The sequence below is a fragment of the Leptothoe sp. PORK10 BA2 genome (assembly GCF_034932105.1).
GTDB lineage: Bacteria > Cyanobacteriota > Cyanobacteriia > Phormidesmidales > Phormidesmidaceae > Leptothoe.
In genome coordinates this window covers 1-20,159 of sequence record NZ_JAYGIG010000054.1, presented here as the reverse complement: position 1 = coordinate 20,159, position 20,159 = coordinate 1, and the positions used below count along the sequence as shown (strand labels likewise).

The 20,159-nt window shown below is 48.0% G+C and carries 31 protein-coding genes; 8 read left to right on the top strand and 23 right to left on the bottom strand.

Going from position 1 to position 20,159, the window contains the following annotated elements:
- Positions 1-125 precede the first annotated feature (125 nt).
- Complete coding sequence (locus tag VB741_RS12380) at positions 126-251, top strand: hypothetical protein (protein ID WP_323365493.1); 126 nt, start codon at positions 126-128, stop codon at positions 249-251.
- 605 nt (positions 252-856) lie between these two features.
- Here the strand turns inward: VB741_RS12380 and VB741_RS12375 are convergent.
- Positions 857-1,588, bottom strand: a complete 732-nt coding sequence (locus VB741_RS12375) for a type II toxin-antitoxin system HicB family antitoxin (RefSeq protein ID WP_323365492.1) — start codon at positions 1,586-1,588, stop codon at positions 857-859.
- A gap of 704 nt (positions 1,589-2,292) precedes the next feature.
- On the opposite strand from VB741_RS12375, the gene VB741_RS12370 reads away from it, so the two are divergent.
- Both VB741_RS12370 and VB741_RS12365 read left to right on the top strand, forming a co-directional pair.
- The gene (locus VB741_RS12370; RefSeq protein WP_323365491.1) at positions 2,293-3,174 is read left to right on the top strand and encodes a pentapeptide repeat-containing protein; all 882 of its coding nucleotides are present in this window, start codon (positions 2,293-2,295) and stop codon (positions 3,172-3,174) included.
- A 480-nt stretch (positions 3,175-3,654) separates the two neighbouring features.
- Positions 3,655-4,014, top strand: a complete 360-nt coding sequence (locus VB741_RS12365) for a hypothetical protein (protein WP_323365490.1) — start codon at positions 3,655-3,657, stop codon at positions 4,012-4,014.
- A gap of 231 nt (positions 4,015-4,245) precedes the next feature.
- On the opposite strand, the gene VB741_RS12360 is transcribed toward VB741_RS12365, so the two are convergent.
- From VB741_RS12360 to VB741_RS12350, 3 genes are all read right to left on the bottom strand, one after another.
- On the bottom strand, positions 4,246-4,929 hold the full coding sequence (locus tag VB741_RS12360) for an SAP domain-containing protein (protein ID WP_323365489.1): 684 nt from the start codon (positions 4,927-4,929) through the stop codon (positions 4,246-4,248).
- Positions 4,926-6,278, bottom strand: coding sequence for an AAA family ATPase (locus tag VB741_RS12355; RefSeq protein WP_323365488.1), 1,353 nt, complete (start codon positions 6,276-6,278; stop codon positions 4,926-4,928). Before VB741_RS12355 ends, VB741_RS12360 begins: the two co-directional genes overlap by 4 nt.
- A 163-nt stretch (positions 6,279-6,441) precedes the next feature.
- Complete coding sequence (locus tag VB741_RS12350) at positions 6,442-6,744, bottom strand: hypothetical protein (protein WP_323365487.1); 303 nt, start codon at positions 6,742-6,744, stop codon at positions 6,442-6,444.
- Positions 6,745-7,045: 301 nt separating this feature from the next.
- Between VB741_RS12350 and VB741_RS12345 the strand changes: the two genes are divergently transcribed.
- A complete protein-coding gene (locus VB741_RS12345; RefSeq protein ID WP_323365486.1) occupies positions 7,046-7,171 on the top strand; it encodes a hypothetical protein in 126 nt (41 codons plus the stop codon).
- A gap of 61 nt (positions 7,172-7,232) precedes the next feature.
- Here VB741_RS12345 and VB741_RS12340 read toward each other — a convergent pair whose 3' ends face one another.
- The 6 genes from VB741_RS12340 to VB741_RS12315 all read right to left on the bottom strand — a co-directional run bounded on the left by VB741_RS12340 (position 7,233) and on the right by VB741_RS12315 (position 9,509).
- Complete coding sequence (locus tag VB741_RS12340) at positions 7,233-7,601, bottom strand: hypothetical protein (protein WP_323365485.1); 369 nt, start codon at positions 7,599-7,601, stop codon at positions 7,233-7,235.
- Positions 7,576-8,067: a hypothetical protein gene (locus VB741_RS12335; RefSeq protein ID WP_323365484.1), complete on the bottom strand. Its 492-nt coding sequence runs from the start codon at positions 8,065-8,067 to the stop codon at positions 7,576-7,578. The genes VB741_RS12340 and VB741_RS12335 overlap by 26 nt, the downstream gene beginning before the upstream one ends.
- A gap of 14 nt (positions 8,068-8,081) precedes the next feature.
- Positions 8,082-8,429, bottom strand: coding sequence for a hypothetical protein (locus VB741_RS12330; protein WP_323365483.1), 348 nt, complete (start codon positions 8,427-8,429; stop codon positions 8,082-8,084).
- A complete protein-coding gene (locus VB741_RS12325) occupies positions 8,426-8,890 on the bottom strand; it encodes a hypothetical protein (RefSeq protein ID WP_323365482.1) in 465 nt (154 codons plus the stop codon). Before VB741_RS12325 ends, VB741_RS12330 begins: the two co-directional genes overlap by 4 nt.
- 62 nt (positions 8,891-8,952) lie before the next feature.
- Positions 8,953-9,228 carry a hypothetical protein gene (locus tag VB741_RS12320; protein ID WP_323365481.1) on the bottom strand — a complete coding sequence of 92 codons (276 nt, stop codon included), beginning with the start codon at positions 9,226-9,228 and terminating at the stop codon, positions 8,953-8,955.
- Positions 9,225-9,509, bottom strand: coding sequence for a hypothetical protein (locus tag VB741_RS12315; protein ID WP_323365480.1), 285 nt, complete (start codon positions 9,507-9,509; stop codon positions 9,225-9,227). Before VB741_RS12315 ends, VB741_RS12320 begins: the two co-directional genes overlap by 4 nt.
- A 118-nt stretch (positions 9,510-9,627) precedes the next feature.
- Here VB741_RS12315 and VB741_RS12310 point away from each other — a divergent pair, with 118 nt between their 5' ends.
- Both VB741_RS12310 and VB741_RS12305 read left to right on the top strand, forming a co-directional pair.
- Positions 9,628-9,834, top strand: a complete 207-nt coding sequence (locus VB741_RS12310; protein ID WP_323365479.1) for a hypothetical protein — start codon at positions 9,628-9,630, stop codon at positions 9,832-9,834.
- A 269-nt stretch (positions 9,835-10,103) separates the two neighbouring features.
- Positions 10,104-10,565 carry a hypothetical protein gene (locus tag VB741_RS12305; RefSeq protein WP_323365478.1) on the top strand — a complete coding sequence of 154 codons (462 nt, stop codon included), beginning with the start codon at positions 10,104-10,106 and terminating at the stop codon, positions 10,563-10,565.
- Between the two features lie 186 nt (positions 10,566-10,751).
- Here the strand turns inward: VB741_RS12305 and VB741_RS12300 are convergent, their stop codons facing one another.
- Positions 10,752-11,837, bottom strand: a complete 1,086-nt coding sequence (locus tag VB741_RS12300; protein WP_323365477.1) for a hypothetical protein — start codon at positions 11,835-11,837, stop codon at positions 10,752-10,754.
- 165 nt (positions 11,838-12,002) lie between these two features.
- Positions 12,003-12,317: a hypothetical protein gene (locus VB741_RS12295; RefSeq protein ID WP_323365476.1), complete on the bottom strand. Its 315-nt coding sequence runs from the start codon at positions 12,315-12,317 to the stop codon at positions 12,003-12,005.
- Positions 12,318-12,471: 154 nt separating this feature from the next.
- Here VB741_RS12295 and VB741_RS12290 point away from each other — a divergent pair, with 154 nt between their 5' ends.
- On the top strand, positions 12,472-12,747 hold the full coding sequence (locus VB741_RS12290; RefSeq protein WP_323365475.1) for a hypothetical protein: 276 nt from the start codon (positions 12,472-12,474) through the stop codon (positions 12,745-12,747).
- A 55-nt stretch (positions 12,748-12,802) separates the two neighbouring features.
- On the opposite strand, the gene VB741_RS12285 is transcribed toward VB741_RS12290, so the two are convergent.
- The 9 genes from VB741_RS12285 to VB741_RS12245 form a co-directional block, all read right to left on the bottom strand.
- Positions 12,803-13,189 carry a hypothetical protein gene (locus VB741_RS12285; RefSeq protein ID WP_323365474.1) on the bottom strand — a complete coding sequence of 129 codons (387 nt, stop codon included), beginning with the start codon at positions 13,187-13,189 and terminating at the stop codon, positions 12,803-12,805.
- Complete coding sequence (locus VB741_RS12280) at positions 13,146-13,646, bottom strand: hypothetical protein (RefSeq protein ID WP_323365473.1); 501 nt, start codon at positions 13,644-13,646, stop codon at positions 13,146-13,148. The genes VB741_RS12285 and VB741_RS12280 overlap by 44 nt, the downstream gene beginning before the upstream one ends.
- 14 nt (positions 13,647-13,660) lie before the next feature.
- Complete coding sequence (locus VB741_RS12275; RefSeq protein WP_323365472.1) at positions 13,661-14,008, bottom strand: hypothetical protein; 348 nt, start codon at positions 14,006-14,008, stop codon at positions 13,661-13,663.
- Entirely contained in the window at positions 14,005-14,580 is a 576-nt protein-coding gene (locus VB741_RS12270; RefSeq protein ID WP_323365471.1) for a hypothetical protein, read from the bottom strand. The genes VB741_RS12275 and VB741_RS12270 overlap by 4 nt, the downstream gene beginning before the upstream one ends.
- Before the next feature lie 444 nt (positions 14,581-15,024).
- Positions 15,025-15,291: a hypothetical protein gene (locus VB741_RS12265; RefSeq protein ID WP_323365470.1), complete on the bottom strand. Its 267-nt coding sequence runs from the start codon at positions 15,289-15,291 to the stop codon at positions 15,025-15,027.
- Positions 15,278-15,883 carry a ParA family protein gene (locus tag VB741_RS12260; protein ID WP_323365469.1) on the bottom strand — a complete coding sequence of 202 codons (606 nt, stop codon included), beginning with the start codon at positions 15,881-15,883 and terminating at the stop codon, positions 15,278-15,280. Before VB741_RS12260 ends, VB741_RS12265 begins: the two co-directional genes overlap by 14 nt.
- A gap of 334 nt (positions 15,884-16,217) precedes the next feature.
- Complete coding sequence (locus tag VB741_RS12255) at positions 16,218-17,522, bottom strand: hypothetical protein (RefSeq protein ID WP_323365468.1); 1,305 nt, start codon at positions 17,520-17,522, stop codon at positions 16,218-16,220.
- A gap of 71 nt (positions 17,523-17,593) precedes the next feature.
- Entirely contained in the window at positions 17,594-17,833 is a 240-nt protein-coding gene (locus VB741_RS12250) for a hypothetical protein (protein ID WP_323365467.1), read from the bottom strand.
- Positions 17,834-18,185: 352 nt separating this feature from the next.
- Positions 18,186-18,728, bottom strand: a complete 543-nt coding sequence (locus VB741_RS12245) for a tyrosine-type recombinase/integrase (RefSeq protein WP_323365466.1) — start codon at positions 18,726-18,728, stop codon at positions 18,186-18,188.
- 232 nt (positions 18,729-18,960) lie between these two features.
- Between VB741_RS12245 and VB741_RS12240 the strand changes: the two genes are divergently transcribed.
- Entirely contained in the window at positions 18,961-19,173 is a 213-nt protein-coding gene (locus VB741_RS12240; RefSeq protein ID WP_323365465.1) for a CopG family ribbon-helix-helix protein, read from the top strand.
- A 39-nt stretch (positions 19,174-19,212) separates the two neighbouring features.
- On the opposite strand, the gene VB741_RS12235 is transcribed toward VB741_RS12240, so the two are convergent.
- Together VB741_RS12235 and VB741_RS12230 are read right to left on the bottom strand one after the other, a co-directional pair.
- On the bottom strand, positions 19,213-19,782 hold the full coding sequence (locus VB741_RS12235; RefSeq protein ID WP_323365464.1) for a hypothetical protein: 570 nt from the start codon (positions 19,780-19,782) through the stop codon (positions 19,213-19,215).
- 126 nt (positions 19,783-19,908) lie between these two features.
- On the bottom strand, positions 19,909-20,159 hold a 251-nt coding region (locus VB741_RS12230), incomplete at its 5' end, for a plasmid pRiA4b ORF-3 family protein (protein ID WP_323365463.1).

Here is a 20,159-nt window from a genome sequence, read left to right as displayed (position 1 = left end):
ATTGTTGGGACTAGATTGGCGTTCATATTCCAACTCTAGTCCTATTTCCTGCTTGATGCTCTACAACCTCCAACTGACAATACTTCAGCCCCTTTACTGATGGCCGAGGAACACCGGTTACGCCCGTGGCCCATGACCGGGGGCAGTATGCGGCGCTGCTGGTGGGTGGCTGCGCTGTGGAGCTGCTGGGATGGGTGCCCAGGCCGGAAAGCCATGGAAGCCTAACAGCGGGTAACTACCTGCCCTGGTAGCCGCTAGAGGCGGGAGAGGCCACGGCCAAGACCCGCCCGAGCACCGAGCGCCACGGAGCCACCCGGAACCGCGCCAGCGTGGGGACCCGTTGTCAAGGGTGGAGCGAATGCGGAAAGCGAAGCGGCCCTTGATCCACGGGCGCGGTGCGGTAGCCTATTGGGCGGTGGCGTAGAGGGTCGCAGGGCGGCAAATGGAAAAGAGCCCAACCACACCAATGGTGCGGGGAGCGGAGCGGACGCACAGATGAACAGGCGGGCAACCACTTGATGTCTTGGCTGTGGCCCACTAGCGAGGTACGAGCGAAACTTGGACGTGCCGGTGTGAGTACACGGGCATAACAGCTCTGCTATTCAGCCTATAAGTATACAAATAGAAAAGTCCATGGAGGTAATCCATGGACTCTTATTCAGGTAGTAGCTAGCTACCTAGAAGTACACAAGTATGAGAGATGTTTTATCTACAAATCATTAATCTCCAGATCAGAAATCTATCTAGCGTCGTTGGAGTCAAGGCTCAGCACCAGGATCATTCTCAGATGATTGAGGCAATTAAACGCCAGTACCAATTGCCCAAGCAATAAAAACCCCTGTAAAGACATCCGCATTCAGTTTATGGCATATGAACTAAAGCTTTGAAAGTTTCCATTATTTTGATTAATGGTTCTTCCAATAATCTGATCCATTAAGGCATTCACCGATATACCTGCCTGAGCAGCTGCAATGGTTAGATCTCGATGTCTTTCTTGAGTTGTCCTGTAACTTATTTTTCCAGAGAATGGCTTATCAGGCTCTCTATTCTCTGCTTCACAGAATTCTAAGTAAGAATCTATCGCATCATGAAAAGCTTGCTTAAACTGTTGGACAGATTCACCTTCAAAAGTAATTGAGTCATTAACATCAATCACTTTTCCTTTGATAAGGTCGTTTTTTTCATCGATATAGCCAAAAGCGTTATACCCACAATAAGTCAACAACATCTTTTTCCCTCCCTCTGACACAACAAAGGGTATCTTCTTTAACTTGGACTGAACTGCTTTATATATGCCTGACAACCAATCAATATCTGATGCTGCAATATCATCAGGTGATCTGTCGAAATATAGAGCCGCAGTATATGGAGTCGCAGTCTTTGGTGATAGTACAACAATTGAATGTGCACCCCATGATAAACCCCATGAACGTAAACCACATGATAAAACCCATACATGTGCACCCCATGAAACGTCTAAAATTAATACTTTACACGGGCTTGAATCGAACATTTTCCACTGTGCTGGTTTAAACGGTGATAATGCACAAGAGGATAGCTTAAGCAAAGAGCAAAGCGTATTTTTCATCTGAATCTGTCCTTTAAAACAACGGATGCTAAGTAACCGAAAAAACAACATCACTATTTGAGTCGTGGGTCAAAAGGGGAAGAAGGCTTCCCCACCCCGTCAGTTCAAACAGTCAACCCTAAAACCTACAGACAGGAGCATATGGCGTAAATCACTCAGAAACATCTCCCCAGCATAAAAAGGCTTAAGAGGTGTGATAAGGATTGGCGCTCTAGCGCCATTAATTGACAAGGCTATTTGCCAAAAACCACGGTTCCGGTCTGCTCTCACCCGACCACCAAGAGCAATGATTAAGCTCTCGACAGAAGCAAAGGGTATTCCTGCGGACTGACCATTCAGAATTGCTGTTAACGTCGCTAATTGCTCTGCTTCCAGCTTGTCCAAAAAAGGACGAATGGTCTCGCAGCCAGTTGTCATTTCGACAGAACATTCCTCATAGCTGTGTACTTGTGATAGCAAAAACTGATGTCATACGTATGTAATAGCAAAAATTGCTATCATCGTCAATACTGCCTAAAGGTACTTATGCTGGACAGTGCGAAGTTCTCCAGCGCATAGGCTTATCTAAAAGGCTGAAAACCTTTTGAGGCAAACATTTCGCCGAATAAAAGCTTGATCTATCAGGCACTCACCGGCAAACGCTGAAACCCTTATAAAATCATTGATTTTCCTAGAACTTCGCACTGTACAGTACTTATGAATTAATGGACTTACGCCGTATAGGTCGTTGGTTATGGTTGCAACGTCCCTCTCAAAATCAGATTTATAAATATCTGAAAACAGCCGCTTTTTCTCTATTTGTATTTTTATTAGTGTTCGGGCTTGTTTTTCTAGCCTTATTTAGTGAAACCCGTTTTATGGGTGAGCCCTTCTGTACGGTTCAAGATTTTATAAATGCACTCAGGAATTCGGGACTAATTGGTGTAATTGAAAGCGTCTCAATCATCACAGGCATTATTCTTTTTTTACTGTCAGGTGCGCACCAAGCTAAACAGCGGGGGCATTATGAGGCTTGGTTTGTCCTTGATATTGCTGAAGGGAAGGAAACGAGCTATGCCAGAATACGAGCACTAACCGATCTTAATAACGATAATGTTCCTCTTATCGGATTAGATGCTGTAGGAGCTGACCTAAATAACATTCAATTAGAAAATGCGGATCTAAGTAGCGCCAGCCTCGAAAGGGCTAGTTTCCAAATGGCTTCCTTGAAGTCTACGCGCTTTTGGTACTGTGATTTACAGGCAGCTGATTTCACCTTGGCCAGACTAGAATTCGCCGATTTTTATGATGCTAACATCACGGGCGCTAAGTTCGAAGGTGCATATCTAAAAGGCTCTAAATTTTCGAAAGCAACATTGAGTAATACAAATTTTTCAAGGTCTGACTTAAGAGAAAGCTGTTTTGAGGATAACGATTTGCAATCGACTATATTCAAGGATGCCGACTTACATAGTGCTGATTTTCGAGGTTCGACCAATATACCTCTCCTAGAAATACTGAAAGCGAAAAACTGGCAACGTGCGTTATTTTCACAATCGACACGACGTCAGCTAGATGCTTTATCTAGAGCCCAGTCAACTAACTAGGCCCGTGTATAGAGTGCGAGGAATTTTGGCCTTTAAGCCTGAAACCCTTCTATAGAGGGGCCTGAAAGGATTGAAAACTCGTTCAACATAAGGTATCTGGTATCCTTAGAAGCCAAAATTTCTCCGTGTCTAGACAAAGGCGGCTTAATGCTTGGCTGCGGCCCACTAGCGAGGTACGAGCGAAACTAAAACGTGCTGGTGTGAGTACACGGGCACAACAGCTTTTCTAAGCTGCTGAGGGGCGTTGCGTCCATGGATGCGTCGTTGAGGCTGACATTAGTGTAGGGGACATGCAAGATTGCGATCTCAACCCCGCACCCCCCCCTGTGACCCCCATCACCACAATTCCTCAGCCAAACTCAGAAACCCCTTAAGCAACTCTCAGTTGCCGGTCAGATGACGTTCAGGTAGCTCCTGCATTCTTGTAATCAATGAAGCAAGTAAACACACTTCACCGATTCCTAAAGGAGCTTAAACCAAATGAAACGCACGATCCTTTCCGCCCTAACCGTCCTCGTTGCCTCCGCTGCTTTGGCCCCCATCGCCTCTGCCGTTGAGCCCGCTAGTTTTAATCTGCAAGAAACTCGCCTAGAAGCCCTCGACGCCCGCACCAAGAACGACGTCCACAAGCTCCGCATCGAGCACCTAAATAATCAGTCCAAAGCCATCGAAGATATCCAAACTACTCGGCTAGAGGCCCTAGACGCCCGCACTAAGGCCGTTGAGAATATCCAAGCTGAGCGGCTGAATGCGTTGGATGCTCGCACCAAAGCTGTAGACAACATCCAGGAAGCCCGCCTAGACGCGCTGGATGCTCGTACTAAGTCCGTTGTTCGCTGACGGGGCAGACGCTTAGGCTAACCAAGTTTGGGTGCCTAGCGCGTCTCCGTGCGTCAGTGAAGCTTCATTACCTTTCGTGAGGCACCCTTATCTACTCAGACTCTCCCCTACATACACGCTAAGCCTCTGCCGATTGGTGGGGGCTTTTTTGTGGGAGAAGGTTGCGATCGCAACCAGTAGGTAGCGCCTCAATTGGTTACCCTCAATAGGATTTTGCTTGCTTGCAGAATGTCACTCCTCTTCCATCAGTCGCTCAACTAGACGAGGCTTACTTAGGCTAGAGGTTCCTTTCATACCTCGCTCTTTTGCTATAGATTTGAGCTGATTTACCGTAAACGACTCTAAGAGTTTGCGATCCGTAATGACATCAGGCAACGGTTCTGGGGTTAGATAGAAAACCTGCTCCAATGCTTTCAGTTTCTTTCCTGCCGTGATTCTGCATCCTAAACTGGTAATGGGCTGCAAACTACTCCAATATTGTCTGGGAGCATCCTCAATACGAGTCACAGCTATGCTTAGGTTGACCCCTTTGAGAGGAGTATTAGGTTGTTTAATAAGGTAGTCTAAGGCTAGTTTTATTTCATCTCGGCTGGCTGTAGATAGATTCGTTTTTGGAATAGATTCTCTACAAAGCGCTTGCACAAGGGCTTTGATCTCAGGGGAATTATCTGCAACAATGCACCAAACTTCTTCTAGTTCAGCTGCCTCTGCCACAGCATAAACAAAGTCATTGCCAATTACTTGATACTGGTCTGGTCCAGTTTCAACCACAATGAGCGGAAGCCAATTACGCCCTCCCTCAATAAACAATTTAGCTGTTGATGTTATTAGATAATCATGGGCATCAGTTAACTCGCCTGATGTGATCGAATCAAAGGGGAAACACATTAAATTTCCTAATTCCGAGAAACTCACAGAAAATACTCCTTAACTAGATTTACATACTGATCTCGGACCGTTTTATGCCAGAAAGCTCCTGGGATATGAATGAAGTCTGATTGCGAAATATAAGCCAAGTAGGGCACTGAAATCATTGCCAAATCCTGACTATCATGTCTTGGTCTTCGCTTGGAATAGAAGTACGGAGTAAGGTTAATGCCATACTGCTTATTTGATGTAATGATCCTGGCAATAGCCTTATGCATCACATTGACTTGAGCATCAGTGATGGAATGGGCATTATTCAGAAATACAGGTAAGGCAACAGGCCCTGGATAACCATACTTTCTTAAGGCTTTCTGGGCCGCTGGAATAAAACGTGCTATTGCCATTCCTGCATTTTGCAAAGAATGCAAATTATCGTGCCGAGCAGGAATGAGCACTACATCTGCTGCGCAGACTGCTTGCTGAGAGTAAATCAACCATCCAGGGGGAGCATCTATAAAAATATAGTCATACTCTTGTTTGGCCAATTCAAGAGCTTTTAAGAGTGTGTAAGGTTTTCCTTTCTGCGTGATCGTAGCTTTCAAGCCTGGATTTTCATTCGTACTAGATAATTCTTGATCTGCCAATACAACATCAAAACCATAATCATTTTTAAGTCTAGGGTGACTAAATTTATAGGATCTCGTTATTTCACGAATATCTTTCAATTCCCCTAGCAATAATGACTTCATATCCCCGGATGTCTTTGCCATTCCTAGGGCATCCCCTAAATCGCCTTGGTTTGAATCCAAGTCAATGACTAATACTCTTTTTTTGAGCTGGGACAAAACTGCTGCTAAATTTGAAATCGTAGTTGTCTTTCCAACTCCGCCTTTATTGTTGTAGACAGTGACAACCAAACCTTGCTTAGGCTTCTCTATCTGGCTCTTAATAGCTGCCACCGTTGCTGGGATATCTTCCTTAAAAGACAAGCAAGGTAATGCAGGGTGTATTATTTTTCCATGTTTACGAAATAGTTGTACATCTAGGGAATTCATTAGAACGCCCCACCTTACTGTCTTTGACTGTGGAGCCAGTAAGTATTGCTTCAATTGAGCAAAATGTTTCAGGTAGTGATTATGCCCTTCCGTTAAATTCTCTGTTCTTCCCTTAACCTCCATATAGAGATAGGGATCCTTCTTGGTATGAAAAAATACATCACTAGGATCTGTATTTTTACGGACAGCCCAATCAACTGCTTTCCGCCCAATAGGGTATTCAGAGGAACGTTCTAAGTCGTCATATCCTAATTCTTGAAGAAATGGAGTTGAAAACAAGACCTGAACATCCGCTTCAGGCGCATTTGACGTCAGCGTTCGATATGCATTTTCTAGATTCATGTATTATCGCTCACGCTACAGCCTTATCTTACGCAAAAATTTCAGAAGAAACAGCAAGAATTTACTTAAAAAAAAAGCTTAGGTGCGTCCTGATTAGCTAACATCCCAATAGCGGCATTATTATAGAAAAATTTCCCAAAAAAGGGGCCGCAGCCCCACCCCGCTAGCGCACCAGCCGCACTCGAACGCGCCCACCCCGCTGACCGCCGATTAGAACAACCTGCCCCTGAGGCACCACCACCGGCACCGACACCGCAAACTGACCAGGCCCACCGGCCACCGAACGAACTAACACCGAGTAGCCCACCACAGCGGACCACTTAGCCGCAAACGCTGACGGCAGCTGGGTAAACCAGCACTCGGCCACGTAGCCCGTAAACGAGCGCTCAGACTCGCGCCAGCAGCACTCGACCGCGCCAAACTCAGAAGCCAAACCAGAAACAAACTCAAACGGAACTGAACGCATAAAACTAACCAACGCAACGCGCCCCATTGACCCAATGAAAAGCGTTGGCTATTTGGGATAACGCAGCGTCAAGCGGACTTGTGACCGGAGTTCGACCACGCTGGCGATGCTCCTGCCGCGCCGGACGTAGGGCGCAAGCTTGGCTTGACGCGGTGCCTATGACGGGTAAACTTGGGCAGCTGTGGTGGTGGAAATTCTGCTGGGTGGGTGCAGGTCTGCGAACGACGACAGCCAGCAAAAAGCCCCAGCAACGCCAGGGCTCAGTTAGTACTATTTATAGGTTAGAGCATTGGGCATGGGGATGCAGCTACGCAGATTACTCCGTTGGGAAGTTGCGATCGCAAAAGTCAGCGCTGACGCGATCGCAACGCTGAAACGCTTACACCCCAACGAAAAGGCAGTTCTCGGAGTACCGAAGACTGCCTAACTCGATGTTTAGCTTTACTGACTACGCCTGCCGCCCGTGGAGTACCACCGGCTAAGCTGCCCTACCAGGGCAACCTTTTTCTAGTCTGCTTAGATTCTGCTTTGACAACAGCATTAATCCGTTCATTTACTTCCTCCTGAGACTCTCCACCAATACTCCCTTCCATGCGCTCTAGCTCATAAGCTGTCAGCGTTTCATTCGCCATGTAAGCCTGTTGAACTTCGTGGGGCAAGGTTTCACGTTTGAAGCGCTTTGCTCCAGTTTCTTGGTAGAGCTGACGGACGGTGCAATCAAACAGCTCAGCAGTTTCTACGATAACTGCCTGCTTATAACATTCACTATCACCACCATTTGCCTTGATAGAGTCTGTAAACCGTCTAAAAACGGTAACTCCATCAACTCGCTTACGCTGCGGTGCTAATTCCTGCAAGTTCCCTAATAGGTCTAGCTGGGAATCCGATGGTTCGATTCGATCCTTCTCGTTCTTCCAGTAGTCTAAAAAACCCATCTGCTTGTTCTCTCTCAGTATTACTTAAATCCTTGCTGAATAAATCCTCTAGGCCTGTTTTGATAGCCTCTAATGCCTCGGGATACATCAGGAATTCATCAAAAATTTGGTGACGATATTCGTAATCCCAACGCTCAGGTCGAAAGGCAAAGGTGTTAGTGAGCAACATCCAAGAGTCTAAGCAGCTTTCAATAGCGAACATAGCCTCAAACCTACACAATGCCGCTACCCAGGTCTTTTTGTACCTGCGATCGCCAAAGGCTCTAACTTCCTGCTCAAATTGCCCAGACTGAACGGTAAAACCTGTCTGCAAAATATCCCAGGTTCGTTTAACTCGCTTTTTTAGCTCCGGCAGCTTCATGGCATCTAATACTGTGGTGCTACCCATAGATTAACGCGCTCCTAGTCGCCTGAGTCACTGAATTTAAGACCTGTTGCCGTCGTACCCGCGTACTGAATCGCTACCCATCGACCATTGGGCAGCTTGTAATAGTCAGAAATGCTATCTCGATAGGCTGGAAAGCCAAACCGCTGAGAGATGGCATCGTAGCTCTGGGGAAATTGCAGATACAGCAATGCCTTGATATCCGCTTCGCTTAGCTCACCATCCACGCCATAGGGCTGTAGGCCGGGCGGCGGCGCGGCGGAGGGTTCCACCGCTTCCACCGGCGCAGGTCTTAACAGGTCTAACTCAGGGCAGCCAGTAGTTGCCAAGGCAATCCACATCAGGCCCACAATATTCCGCGTCATGGCTGCCCACCGCCCATGCGTCGCTGCTTCAAGGAGTTAATGGTTTGCAATTCGGCCTGTAGCTCAGCCTGGTAGAGCATCACTGCCCGCTGCTGGCCACGGGTAACGGCAGCTTTTAGATCGGCCTCCGATAGGTTGCCTTCGGCGGTGTTGGCCTGGTCGATTAGGCTCTCTAAACTCTGGAGCTGCTGGGCAACAGATAGCCCTAGCTCATGGTTTTGGGTCTGCCGCAGCGCCAGGACGTTGCCGATTTCCTCGGGCATTAGTTCACCCTCAATGACGCCTGCGCTTTCCCATTCGTGGGAATAACGGGCTTTGGCATCGATGACCCAGGCGTTGCGTTGGCGAAGCCTCTCCTGTGGAGACTCGTACGGCTTCACCTCAGCAAACTGGCTAAATAGCTCTAATGCCAGCTGCGCATATTGGTTCTTTCCCTGCTTCAGAAGCAGCTCAGGAGCCACCTTTTCTATCCACGTAATCCAACGATTGCGAGGCTACTCTGACACAAGCCGGGTTGAGATCGCTATACCGCCTGCTCGTAAAACCATTGAGCGGCCACAGCCATATCAACAGTGTCATTCATCAGGCAAACCCCTACGACAGATGCATCCAAGTCAGCATAGTCAGACTCGGTGGCATTCGCTAGCGCTGGAATATCGGTCGTCTGGACGCGGGCTACTTTGCCATCGCTAAACGTCACCACTAGCTCACCCTGGATGTACTCAGCCCTTGTAGGCACGGCTGTAGGCGGATTATCCGTGACAAGTCTAGTCGTATACGAACGTAGTTTAGTCTTCATGGATTGATACTCTCCCAAAGCGCCCACGCTTCATTAATGTGTTCAGCCAGGTAATCAACGTACTCGTCTATTTTAGACATCTTCGGATTTCCGGCTCTGATGCTGACATCACCAAAGCTACGACCATAGTTGTCCTCTCCACCATCTTCCCGCCGCCCCAGATAGATTCGGATTTCCCAGTCAGGTCTTTTCTGATGCGATTTTACATGGACATGCGCGGGCGGATGCTCCTGGGTATAAATGACAAAGAATACTCCTGCAAACCGAAACAACGTAGCCATAAAGTTGTTATCGTTTGATTTTCATTCCTGTATTTTATACTAAATTGCCTTGTTAACATGTCAATCAGTTAAAATATAGCAATGGTACCACTTGTGAATAGGAATCAAAACTTCAGTCATGGCGAATCCCAATCCCAAGATAGACCAACTCCAATCCTTCCAGTATCAGCGGATGAATGAAGAACCTCTGGGCAAGGTTATTGGTACGCGCTATCCGGTTAGCGTTGAGTTGGCCTTGAGTCAGCTCCCAGATGGCATAGATAAGCAGGGGTTTATTCGAGCAGCCGTGATGGAAAAGCTGCAAACTGAAAGGTTGCTCGAATGATGGTCTGAGCCTATGGATTGCTACAGCACAGGTATGCGCCTTTGCGAGGCAACGCTGGAGCGGCTATGCGATTCTCCAGGGGAGAGGCTTCGCCATCGCAACCCCTCAACCTCCTGTGACCCCCATCACCACAATTCCTCAGCCAATCTCAGAAACCCCTTAAGCAACCCTCAGGTACCCGTCAGATGACGTTCAGGTAGCTCCTGCATTCTTGTAATCAATGAAGCAAGTAAACACACTTCACCGATTCACCAAGGAGCTTAAACCAAATGAAACGCGCGATCCTTTCCGCCCTAACCGTCCTCGTCGCCTCCGCCGCTCTGGCCCCCATCGCCTCTGCCGTTGAGCCCGCTAGTTTTAATCTGCAAGCCACTCGCCTAGAAGCCCTCGACGCCCGCACCAAGAACGACGTCCACAAGCTCCGCATCGAGCACCTAAATAATCAGTCCAAAGCCATCGAAGATATCCAAGCTACTCGGCTAGAGGCCCTAGACGCCCGCACTAAGGCTGTCGAGAATATCCAAGCTGAGCGCCTAAACGCCCTGGATGCTCGGACTAAGAACGACGTTCACAAGCTACGCATTGAGCACCTAAACAACCAAACTAAAGCCGTTGAGGATATCCAAGCCGCTCGTTTGGAAGCATTGGATGCTCGGACCAAAACTGTAGACAACATCCAGGAAGCCCGCCTAGACGCGCTGGATGCTCGTACTAAGTCCGTCGTTCGCTGACGGGGCAGACGCTTAGGCTAACCAAGTTTGGGTGCCTAGCGCGTCTCCGTGCGTCAGTGAAGCTTCATTACCTTTCGTGAGGCACCCTTATCTAATCAGACTCTCCCCTACACACACTCTAAGCCTCTGCCGATTGGTGGGGGCTTTTTTGTGGGAGAAGGTTGCGAGTTCAACGTTCTAATGAACTCAATGGTGATGCCATGGTCTAATGCCAAACCAGCTATCCATACCAGTCAAAGGCGACTGCACGTAAAGAACCTCGACTGCATCTGGATCATCTATGACGCTATGCGGAGGAGGCAGCAACTCCGTAACCGGTACTGACGGACGAAGAAAAGACAAATCGCCTACAACTTGAGAACGTAGAGTTATTGGCGACCTAATTGGTTCTCGATTGACCTTATCAGCTAAATATTCAGCTCTGTTGCAGTGAGGCTCCTGGTTATCAAATCTTGAACCTTTTCCAGATGGCCCAGCATCAATTCCAAGAATCTGGCGAACTATTAAGTTACTAGATTCATCAATACCATATGAACCGATACTAACCTGCTTACTTAAAGCCCATTCTACGCATGGCTTAAAGCGACCATTGATACCGTTTTCCTTGAATAACCATATAGCTCTGGTTGCAAATTCAGACAGGACTGAATGTCTAATCTGAAAATTCTCAAGTGTAATACTGCTTTTTTGAACCTCAATAGCTAAATGATCGAGAACTTGTTTGTCAACAAGAATTCGAGCCTGAAGGTCTGGCCGTCGTCTGGATGGGTCCAGCCTTTTATTTTCAAGCCACTCTATTCGACAACCAGGAAGAGTGGCACTAATATCTCTTTCTAAGTACAGCCGAATCAGCGACAGAACTATATCGTGTTCATCATCCGCAGAGCACTTACCTTGCCCCTGTCGATGTCTATAGGATGCACGCTTGATAATATTCCTGGGGCCATAGGGTTTTGATTCACTTTGAAACAAAACCTCTAGGTCTTGACGTAACTTCTTATCACTCAACAGCCCAGCTCTATACAGAGCATCTGTCACCTGCTCATTTTTTTCAGAACATAGACTTGTTCGCAGCGAGGCATCTAACAACCAACCAGCGATCTCACCATACATATCGCCCATGCGTCGTAGTTCATGGGCTTGGCAACATGGACATCCATGAAGGCCAGGTTTGAAAAGTTTCTTTTGCTCATCACGACTTTTCGCTTCTGCGCTCGGTACCACGACAGAAGATTGAAAGGTGCCATAGATATCGTAAGAAGCAAGTGACATCGTGCCACCAATTAGTACTTTTGTATCTTAAAGCATACAAACCCAAACCGTTAAAACCCGGAACAAGCTGCTTAGTTTCAACCTAGTTTTCCCACCAGATAAGTCTTTGGAGGGATGGCTTGGGTTGCGATCTCGCCTAACAAAAAGGGCCGAAGCCCCACGCCGCTAGTAAGCCTCGGGCCGATGAACCACCACTCGCACCCGCCCGCCGCGCTGGCCGCCGGACAGCCGGATAGAGCCCTGAGGGATGACCACCGGCACCGACACCGCAAACCGACCAGGCCCACCGGCCACCGAACGCACTAACACCGAGTAGCCCACCACTGCCGCCCACTTGGCCGCAAACGCTGACGGCAGCTGGGTAAACCAACACTCGGCCACGTAGCCCGTAAACGAGCGCTCAGACTCGCGCCAGGCGCACTCAACCGAGCCAAACTCAGACGCTAAACCAGAAACAAACTCAAATGGAACAGAGCGCATAAAACTAACCAACGCAACGCGCCCTATCTACCCAATGGCAACGCATTGGCTATTTGGGATAACGCAGCGTCAAGCGTACTTGTAGCCGGAGTTTAAGCGCTGTTGCGATGCTGCAGCCGCTACGTAACGGAGGCTGCAAGCTTGGCTTGACGCGTTGCCTATAACGGGTAGACTTGGGCAGCTGTGGTGGTGGGAATTCTGCTGGGTAGAAGTAGGTCTGCGAACGACGGCAGCCAGCAAAAAGCCCCAGCAACGCCAGGGCCAAGTTAGTACTATTTATCAGGTTAGAACATTGGGCATGGGGATGCAGCTACGCAGATTACCTCGGGTGGAAGTTGCGATCGCAAAAGTCAGCGCTGACGTGATCGCAACTCTGAAACGCTTACACCCTAAAGAAAAGGCAGCCATCGGAGTACCGAAGACTGCCTAACTCGATGTTTAGCTTTACTGGCTACGCCTGCCGCCCGTGGAGTACCACCGGCTGATTACCAGGGCAACCACTTCCTCGTTTGCTTAGCCTGCTCTCTGACAACAGCCTGAATCTTCTCGTTCACTTCTTGTTGTGTTTCTCCGCCAATCGTGCCATGCATGCGCTCTAGCTCGTTCGCTGATAGCGACTCATTCACCATGTAGGCTTCCTGAGCTGCTTGGGGCAACGTATTACGTTTACCCCGTTTGCCACCAGTACCTCGATAAAGCTCATCGACCTCACAGTCAAATAGCTCTCTTGTTTCCTCAACGATGGATTTCTGGAAAGCATCATTATCGCCACCATTATCTTGAATCGACTGAGTAAACCGCCTAAAGACAGTTATCCCATCAACTCGCTTACGCGGCGGCGCTAACTCCTGGGATTGCCCAAGCAAGTCCATCTGTGTTTCCGAACCTTCGATTTCGTCCTTCTCGCTCTGCCACCAATTCAAAAAACCCATTGGCTTCTTCTCTTTCTTGATTGCTGAAGTCTTGACTGTATAAATCTTCTAGACCACCTTTGATAATCTCTAGAGAATCAGGGTACATCAGAAATTCGTCTAAAATCTGATGCCGATACTCATAGTCCCAACGGTCAGGTCTAAAGTTAAACGTGATGGTCAGCAATGACCAGGAATCTAAGCAGCTCTTGTAGGCCAACATTGCCCGAAACCGGCAGAGGGCTTTAATCCAGGTATCTTTACGCCTACGGTCACCAAAGCTAGCTACTTCACGCTTGAAATTCTCAGGTTGCAGAACACCGCTATCCTTCCACGAGTTCAATGTTTCCCAAGTATCCCTAGCTCTGATTTTTAGCTCCGGCAGCTTCATAGCATCCAATGGTTTGGTCTTATCCATAGATTAACGCGCTCCTAGTCGCCTGAGTCACTGAATTTAAGACCTGTTGCCGTCGTACCTGCGTACTGAATAGCAACCCATCGACCATTGGGCAGCTTGTAATAGTCAGAAACGCTATCTCGATAAGCTGGAAAGCCAAACCGCTGAGAGATGGCATCGTAGCTCTGGGGAAATTGCAGATACAGCAACGCCTTGATATCCGCTTCGCTTAGCTCACCATCCACGCCGTAGGGCTGTAGGCCAGGCGGTGGCGCGGCGGAGGGTTCCACCGCTTCCACCGGCGCAGGTCTTAACAGGTCTAACTCGGGGCAGCCAGTAGTTGCCAAGGCAATCCACAGCAGGCCCACAATATTCCGCGTCATGGCTGCCCACCTCCCATGCGCCGCTGCTTCAAGGAGTTAATGGTTTGCAGCTCGGCCTGTAGTTCTGCTTGGTAGAGCATCACGGCCCGTTGCTGGCCACGGGTAACGGCGGCTTTTAAGTCAGCGTCCGATAGGTTGCCTTCGGCAGTGTTGGCCTGGTCGATCAGGCTTTCCAACTGCTGCAGCTGCTGGGCAACAGATAGCCCTAGCTCATGGTTTTGGGTCTGGCGCAGGGCCAGGACGTTGCCGACTTCCTCAGGCATTAGCTCGCCTTCGATGATGCCTGCGCTTTCCCATTCGTGGGAATAACGGGCTTTGGCTTCGGTGACCCATTGGTTGCGATCGCAAAGTTTAACCCCGGCAAAATCACCAAACAGCGTCCGCGCCAGTTCAGAATATCCCCGATCATCCTTAAGCAATTCAGCCGGTGCCACCTGGCGAATCCAATCAAACCATCGAGTTCGCACAGTGGACTCAGCCACATTGTGCGTTTGTGCGATTTCCTGTGCGGTATAGCGTGCGGCAGTGTACGCCTGCATGTCCGCTAGGGTGTGCGAATTTGTGCTATTCATAAGTTGAATCCTTTAATCACAAGGGTTTCAGAGTGTGAGCCAACTGCACGCCTACTGTGCTTGACCGTGCGAATAGGTGTGCGGCTCACGCACAAATAGTACAACAATATTGCTTAATCAATTCACCACTTAACTGATTAAGCGCTTAAGCGAAGCGTATACTCTTTATTCTGAAAGGGTTTTGTGCTTTTCTAGATTCAGAAATATTTTATAGTTAATCGATTAAGCGGTTAAGCGGCACGCTGAAGCCATATTTTGATGGGTTGGCAAGGTGTGTGATCTCGTGCACGATTTCCCTACGCAGATGCGCAACCGCCTGACCGCCTGGTCTCGTAGTCTATAAGCTATTTCCGCTTAAGCAGTTAAGCGGCTATTCACATAAAGCCTTGATTACTAATGCAATAGCTGATTAGAAACTAATTATCTGATTAAGCAGTTAAGCAATTAATCGGTTATCCACTTTTCTAATAGCTCAGTAATTAAGTCGCTAAAGTCGCCATTGTGTCTGACCAGTTTGATCTTGACCTCTTCATTTAGGTTTTTAGGAATATAGGCCCCCACCTGAATGTAATTAGGATCTGAGCGCTTACCTGTCTTCTTCCGTTTCCGCTGGGCGGTCGGTTCAGCAGCCTTTGATGACTCTGACTGCTGCTCATGCATATCAGCCAGGTTGCTAAACATATCGGTCGCAGATTTCTTAGTCTTCGCCATAGGCTTCCTCCAGCTCCTTACCTAGTGATTGATATTCACCCCAGGCGATGCGACCAAATCGATCACCCGATTCATAGACGGGCACCCCTTGCAAAGCAGCTTTTTCATAGGCTGTTAACCGTCTGATTTGCTGTTTAGCTACAGGTACCTGCAACCGCTCAAGGGTAGCCCTAGCCGCATCCGCCGTAGCCTTTTTTCGGCTGTCCACCATAGTGAGCAGTACTGCATAATCGCTTAACTGCTTAAGCATTTTAACGGTTCCTAGCAAAGCTTCAAGGGCCAGGGCATCCGGAGTGGTAGGCAATAGCAGCAGGTCACAGCCAGACGCTAACTCCTCAAGCTGGTTATGGTCTGGGTGAGCTTCGGTATCGATAATGATGTGGTCTTTCTTACGGGATGCTTTGGCGGCCCCCATTAAATCACAAACGGCAAAGGGTAGATTGCCTCGCTTACTCCAGTTAAGGCTAGAGCGGTTAGGGTCGCCATCGACGAGCAAGGTATTTGGCGACGTCTGAGCAAAGTAACAGGCCAGATGCACGGCGGTGGTGGTTTTTCCCACCCCACCTTTGAATCCAGCGATGGTTATGATCATCTGCTTGTTGATTAACTGCTTAAGCGATTAGTCAATCGAACGATAGCAGACAACGTTGATGTATGGGTGTTTTTTGGCGGTTGCTGATGGGGTGGAGTTGCGATCGCAACTATGACAGACATTCACCCAAAATTTACCTAACACTGGCAGACATCGTTGAGAAAGGGCTGTTATGGTTTTTAACGGTGAGGTAACTCTGCAATCACTGTCTAGGATCCATTTTGTGGGTCTGGGGGCGTGTTTAGTGATTCCGTTAATGATGGACCGACCATAACCTAAACAGCCTCCAGCAGACGGTCTAGACACTTACCGTGAGGGCTATTCATACATGTCTTCAGGGATGTTCAGGTTTAGGCATCGTTGATAGCACCTTACAAAGACACTTAGCAAAAATACTATTAGTAGATCTGTCTTTCGGTGTTTGTGCTTCTGCTGCGGCCTCCGACATTACTTCCTCAATCTCAGCATTTAAAATACCGTCCAACTGCTTTGCAATGTGACCTAGCTGTTCAACGGAAAGATGGTGCAGAGCCTCGTTGTGAACCTTCTCTTTCAACTGGTTGAACCAATAGATACTTACCTGAGCACGAAACGATTTAAGTTGCAACAAGCGAGTAACCTTCACCTGATTGGTTAAACCCAAAATTTCAGCAATTTCTCTCATAGAACGCCCCTCACAGTGAAACAGCTTCAACGCTTGGTGGTATAGATCCCCTTGAGGTGATTTACGCTTCTGATATCGGGTCGTATAATTCTCAATGGTCACTTGAATTGCTTCGGTCAAAGTATCGATAAAATCCTGACGATACTTGGCTAAGAATACACTCTGTATTTTTTCTGACTCATCAGACATTGGAGTAGGCAGCTCAGGATGCTCAGCAATGTCCACTGCTGTCTTAATCGGTCCATTCCGCGCAACAATACGTGCCTGACGCAACTGTTCTGCTAAGTCATAGAGCTGCGAAAGTACTACATTCGGAGGCTGACTAGGATCAATTCGCTGGAGCTGTTTATCACTGGGAGTAGCGCAGCGTTGACTACGGGAGGTTTGCATACTCATCCTGTCATTTCGATATACCCGATGATAGGCATTCAGTAACTGACCGGCCTGCTTGATTTCTGACGAACTTAGGTAAGGCAAGCTTCTACGAAGCCCAGCAACGTTAGTGTCATTTAGAATTGCCCAAGGTGTAACTCGATAGAGGCCCTGCCATAGTAGAAACTGATTGATATCTGGATTGTTTTTTACCATCCTTGTACTCCAGGTCTTCAAAGCTGTTCGAGAAGGATCAAAACTCTCCAAAATTTTTAACGATACAGACTGATACTCAGGATTAAGGTCACCATCATCATCAAGCACTAATGGGAGAAGATCATTAGCAGCAAAGCTGTAAGTTTCACCAAAAGCGTTTGCCAACTGTTTGCAGGCATAGACAATTGTGTGAGAGATCCAACAACGAAGACACAATCTTGCGATCTCAGCATGGGCTGAGTCAGATTGCATAAACTCCCATAACGCTGTTTCCAATTCTCGATAACTGGATCGAGAATTGGAAAGCAGATTAGGAAAGTGATCCTTTAGAAAGCTGTCTGCTACAGAAAGATATTTATGCTGTAACCGTCCCCCAGCAGTCAGCATACATAAGTGCCAATACCTTGATAAATTCTCCATAACCCATAGCAGACAGTGATTCTACAACTGACTAATAGCTATGGAAGTGTCTCTTGCTCAATCGGCACTTCACATTGGCTAGATGTCTGCGACACAACATCAACGGCTTCGTCAGGCCTAGGGATACGACCGTAAGCCATTCCAGAAAGAAATGTCAGAAGAAGACTGATGAAGGCCATCAGAACCTTTTCTGACAACGCAAAATTAATACCCAAAACTGCTCCAGCAGAAGAAGATCGCTCATCTGAGCGATTTGCATCATGGTCAAAATTTGGCATAATAAGGAAGCAGCCGAGAAACTGCAAATCACGAAAATAATTTACGCATTGATGGTACTCAACGCGTAAGTGATATCTAAACAAGCGCTTATTGATGGTACTCAGTAGGCGCTTGTTTATTTGGTTAAAATTATAACCGCTTATAAATGAGCATGGCAATAAGCTTCAATGTTTTTTTCAACATTGAAGACGATGAAGAGCTATTTGCCGCTCTACATCTATATACTTCTGGGAGCTTTCAACTTATTCACTCTGACGGTGAACAGTACAGCTAAGGCTCTATATCTAGATATTTCTGGGGCTTCTCAACTTATTCACTCTGGCGGTGAGCAATAACGCTGTAGCCAACCCGTCACTCTAAAACCTCAATCGCTGCCGCCTTTTCAGCATCCGACACATCCAAATACCGCTGCAACGATACCATCGACGACCAGCCTCCTAACTCCTGAATTGCCTTCATCCTTACTCCCCCGCGATCCAACCCAGTCGCCCAGGTACGGCGATTGCTGTGAGTGCTAAACCCGTCAAACCCTAGATAGCTGCACACCTGACGTAGCGCCTTATCACAGGCCTGCCGAGTAATGGGCTTATCCTGGTTGCGCCCAGGGAACAGATATCCCTCAGTCGGCAAGTTTGCCTCATCCAACATCGCCTTTAGTTTTGAATGGATAGGAACGGCCCGAGTGTGTTTAGTTTTCGTGGTGGTCTTTTTAAAGACAATGATATTCCCCACTAAACTATCTGCCTGCAACTGCCGCGCTTCGCTGATTCGGCACCCGGTGTAGTAGCAGATTGAGAATATTGCTCTCATATTGGGATTCAATTCAGCGATCACCTGCTCAAATTGATCGTCGGTCCAGAGTTCGGCTTTACCGTTGCGATCGCACTTGGGCATAGTTGCTAATTTGAATAAAAGAGCAACTTTAGAATACCCGTTTTTCAATGGCTGCGCTGAAACGACTAAAAATCGTCATTTCTTATTGAGAATTACCCCAGACGAACATCTACTGTCACATACGGTCTAACTCAATGTTCGTAGGTGTTAACACGGTTTACAACGTCTACAGTTTTCAGGACAACGGAAGTAGTCAACGTTATCGCTGATAACCGTCAACGCTGTCTACACCATGAGCAAACCCGTCGTCTCTGCCCGCATTCCCCATAGTTGGAGCGATCAGATTAATGAGATCGCAAACGAAACCGGACGTACACCGAGCGATGTGGTCAAAGAAGCTATTGGGCTATATCTAGAGCAAACAGATCCAAACGGCGTAGCATCCATGGCGCGGCGACTCAATACACTAGAGAAGCAGGTCAAAAAGCTCGCGCAGCTGGTCTAGAAGTTTCAACGGGATTAGATTCGGACTTCAAAAACAGATTTAGACCGCAACCGGTGGAGCTATCTCCACCTGGACCCTCTGCAACACACTTTGAGCCATTCCCTGGGCGGCGATATCTGCTAGGGCCTGGCGGTCTTCTTGGGTAAGGAGTGCTGACAGCATCGGGATGACTTGAGATCGCAATCTCCGCTCTGACCTGGGCAGATTCTGATCATCTTCGGCGATTAGCGCATTGATCCAATCCGTTGGTTCTGGCGTTGGGTGTTTCAAGCGCTCATAGATAAGGTGTCGTGCTTCGGTATAGACTGCCTCAAAACTGCGGCCCAGCTCCCAAGACTGTAACCACTCCTTCAGCTCTGGATACAAAATGGAAAACAATCGCATGCGCCAGCGTAGGAACCGATGCTGCTCAGGGGTGAGAGATTTTAGATACTCCACATAGGGCTTGGCCATCACCCCCGCCTCAATCCAGCCATCGCCTTCAATCTGCTCGGTCTCAGCGATCCACTCTGCATCACATGGTGCCGTCAGTAGGGCGTTTACCTTAGCAAGCTGTTCAGCGCGTATTGGATCATCCATCGGTTGAATTATCTGGCGTGGGTTATTCATAGCTATATGACACCGTACTCGAAGTATATCAAGCCATCTTTTTCTGGATCAGGACCGTAGTCCGTCATGTTTAACTGCTGATAGTAACGGAACAGAAACCTACACTAAGGCTGTAATCCTTTTCCATCAAGGGATATAGCCATTAAAATTAGCCGTATCATGAGGAACCGTCTTCAACAGCAGGTTGATCTCGTCGAGTTCAGCATCCTCTGGGTCAAAGAAGCCGCCGACCCATTCGAGCATTGACTCATGCTCAGGATGATCAGGGTCTTTAATCGCCTCTAGAAAATCCTGATAGCCCCACGTCCCGCCACAATCTTCAGGTGGACAGGCCCGCTTAGCCTTGACGCAAGTGGGATAGTCACCCTCAGCCTCAG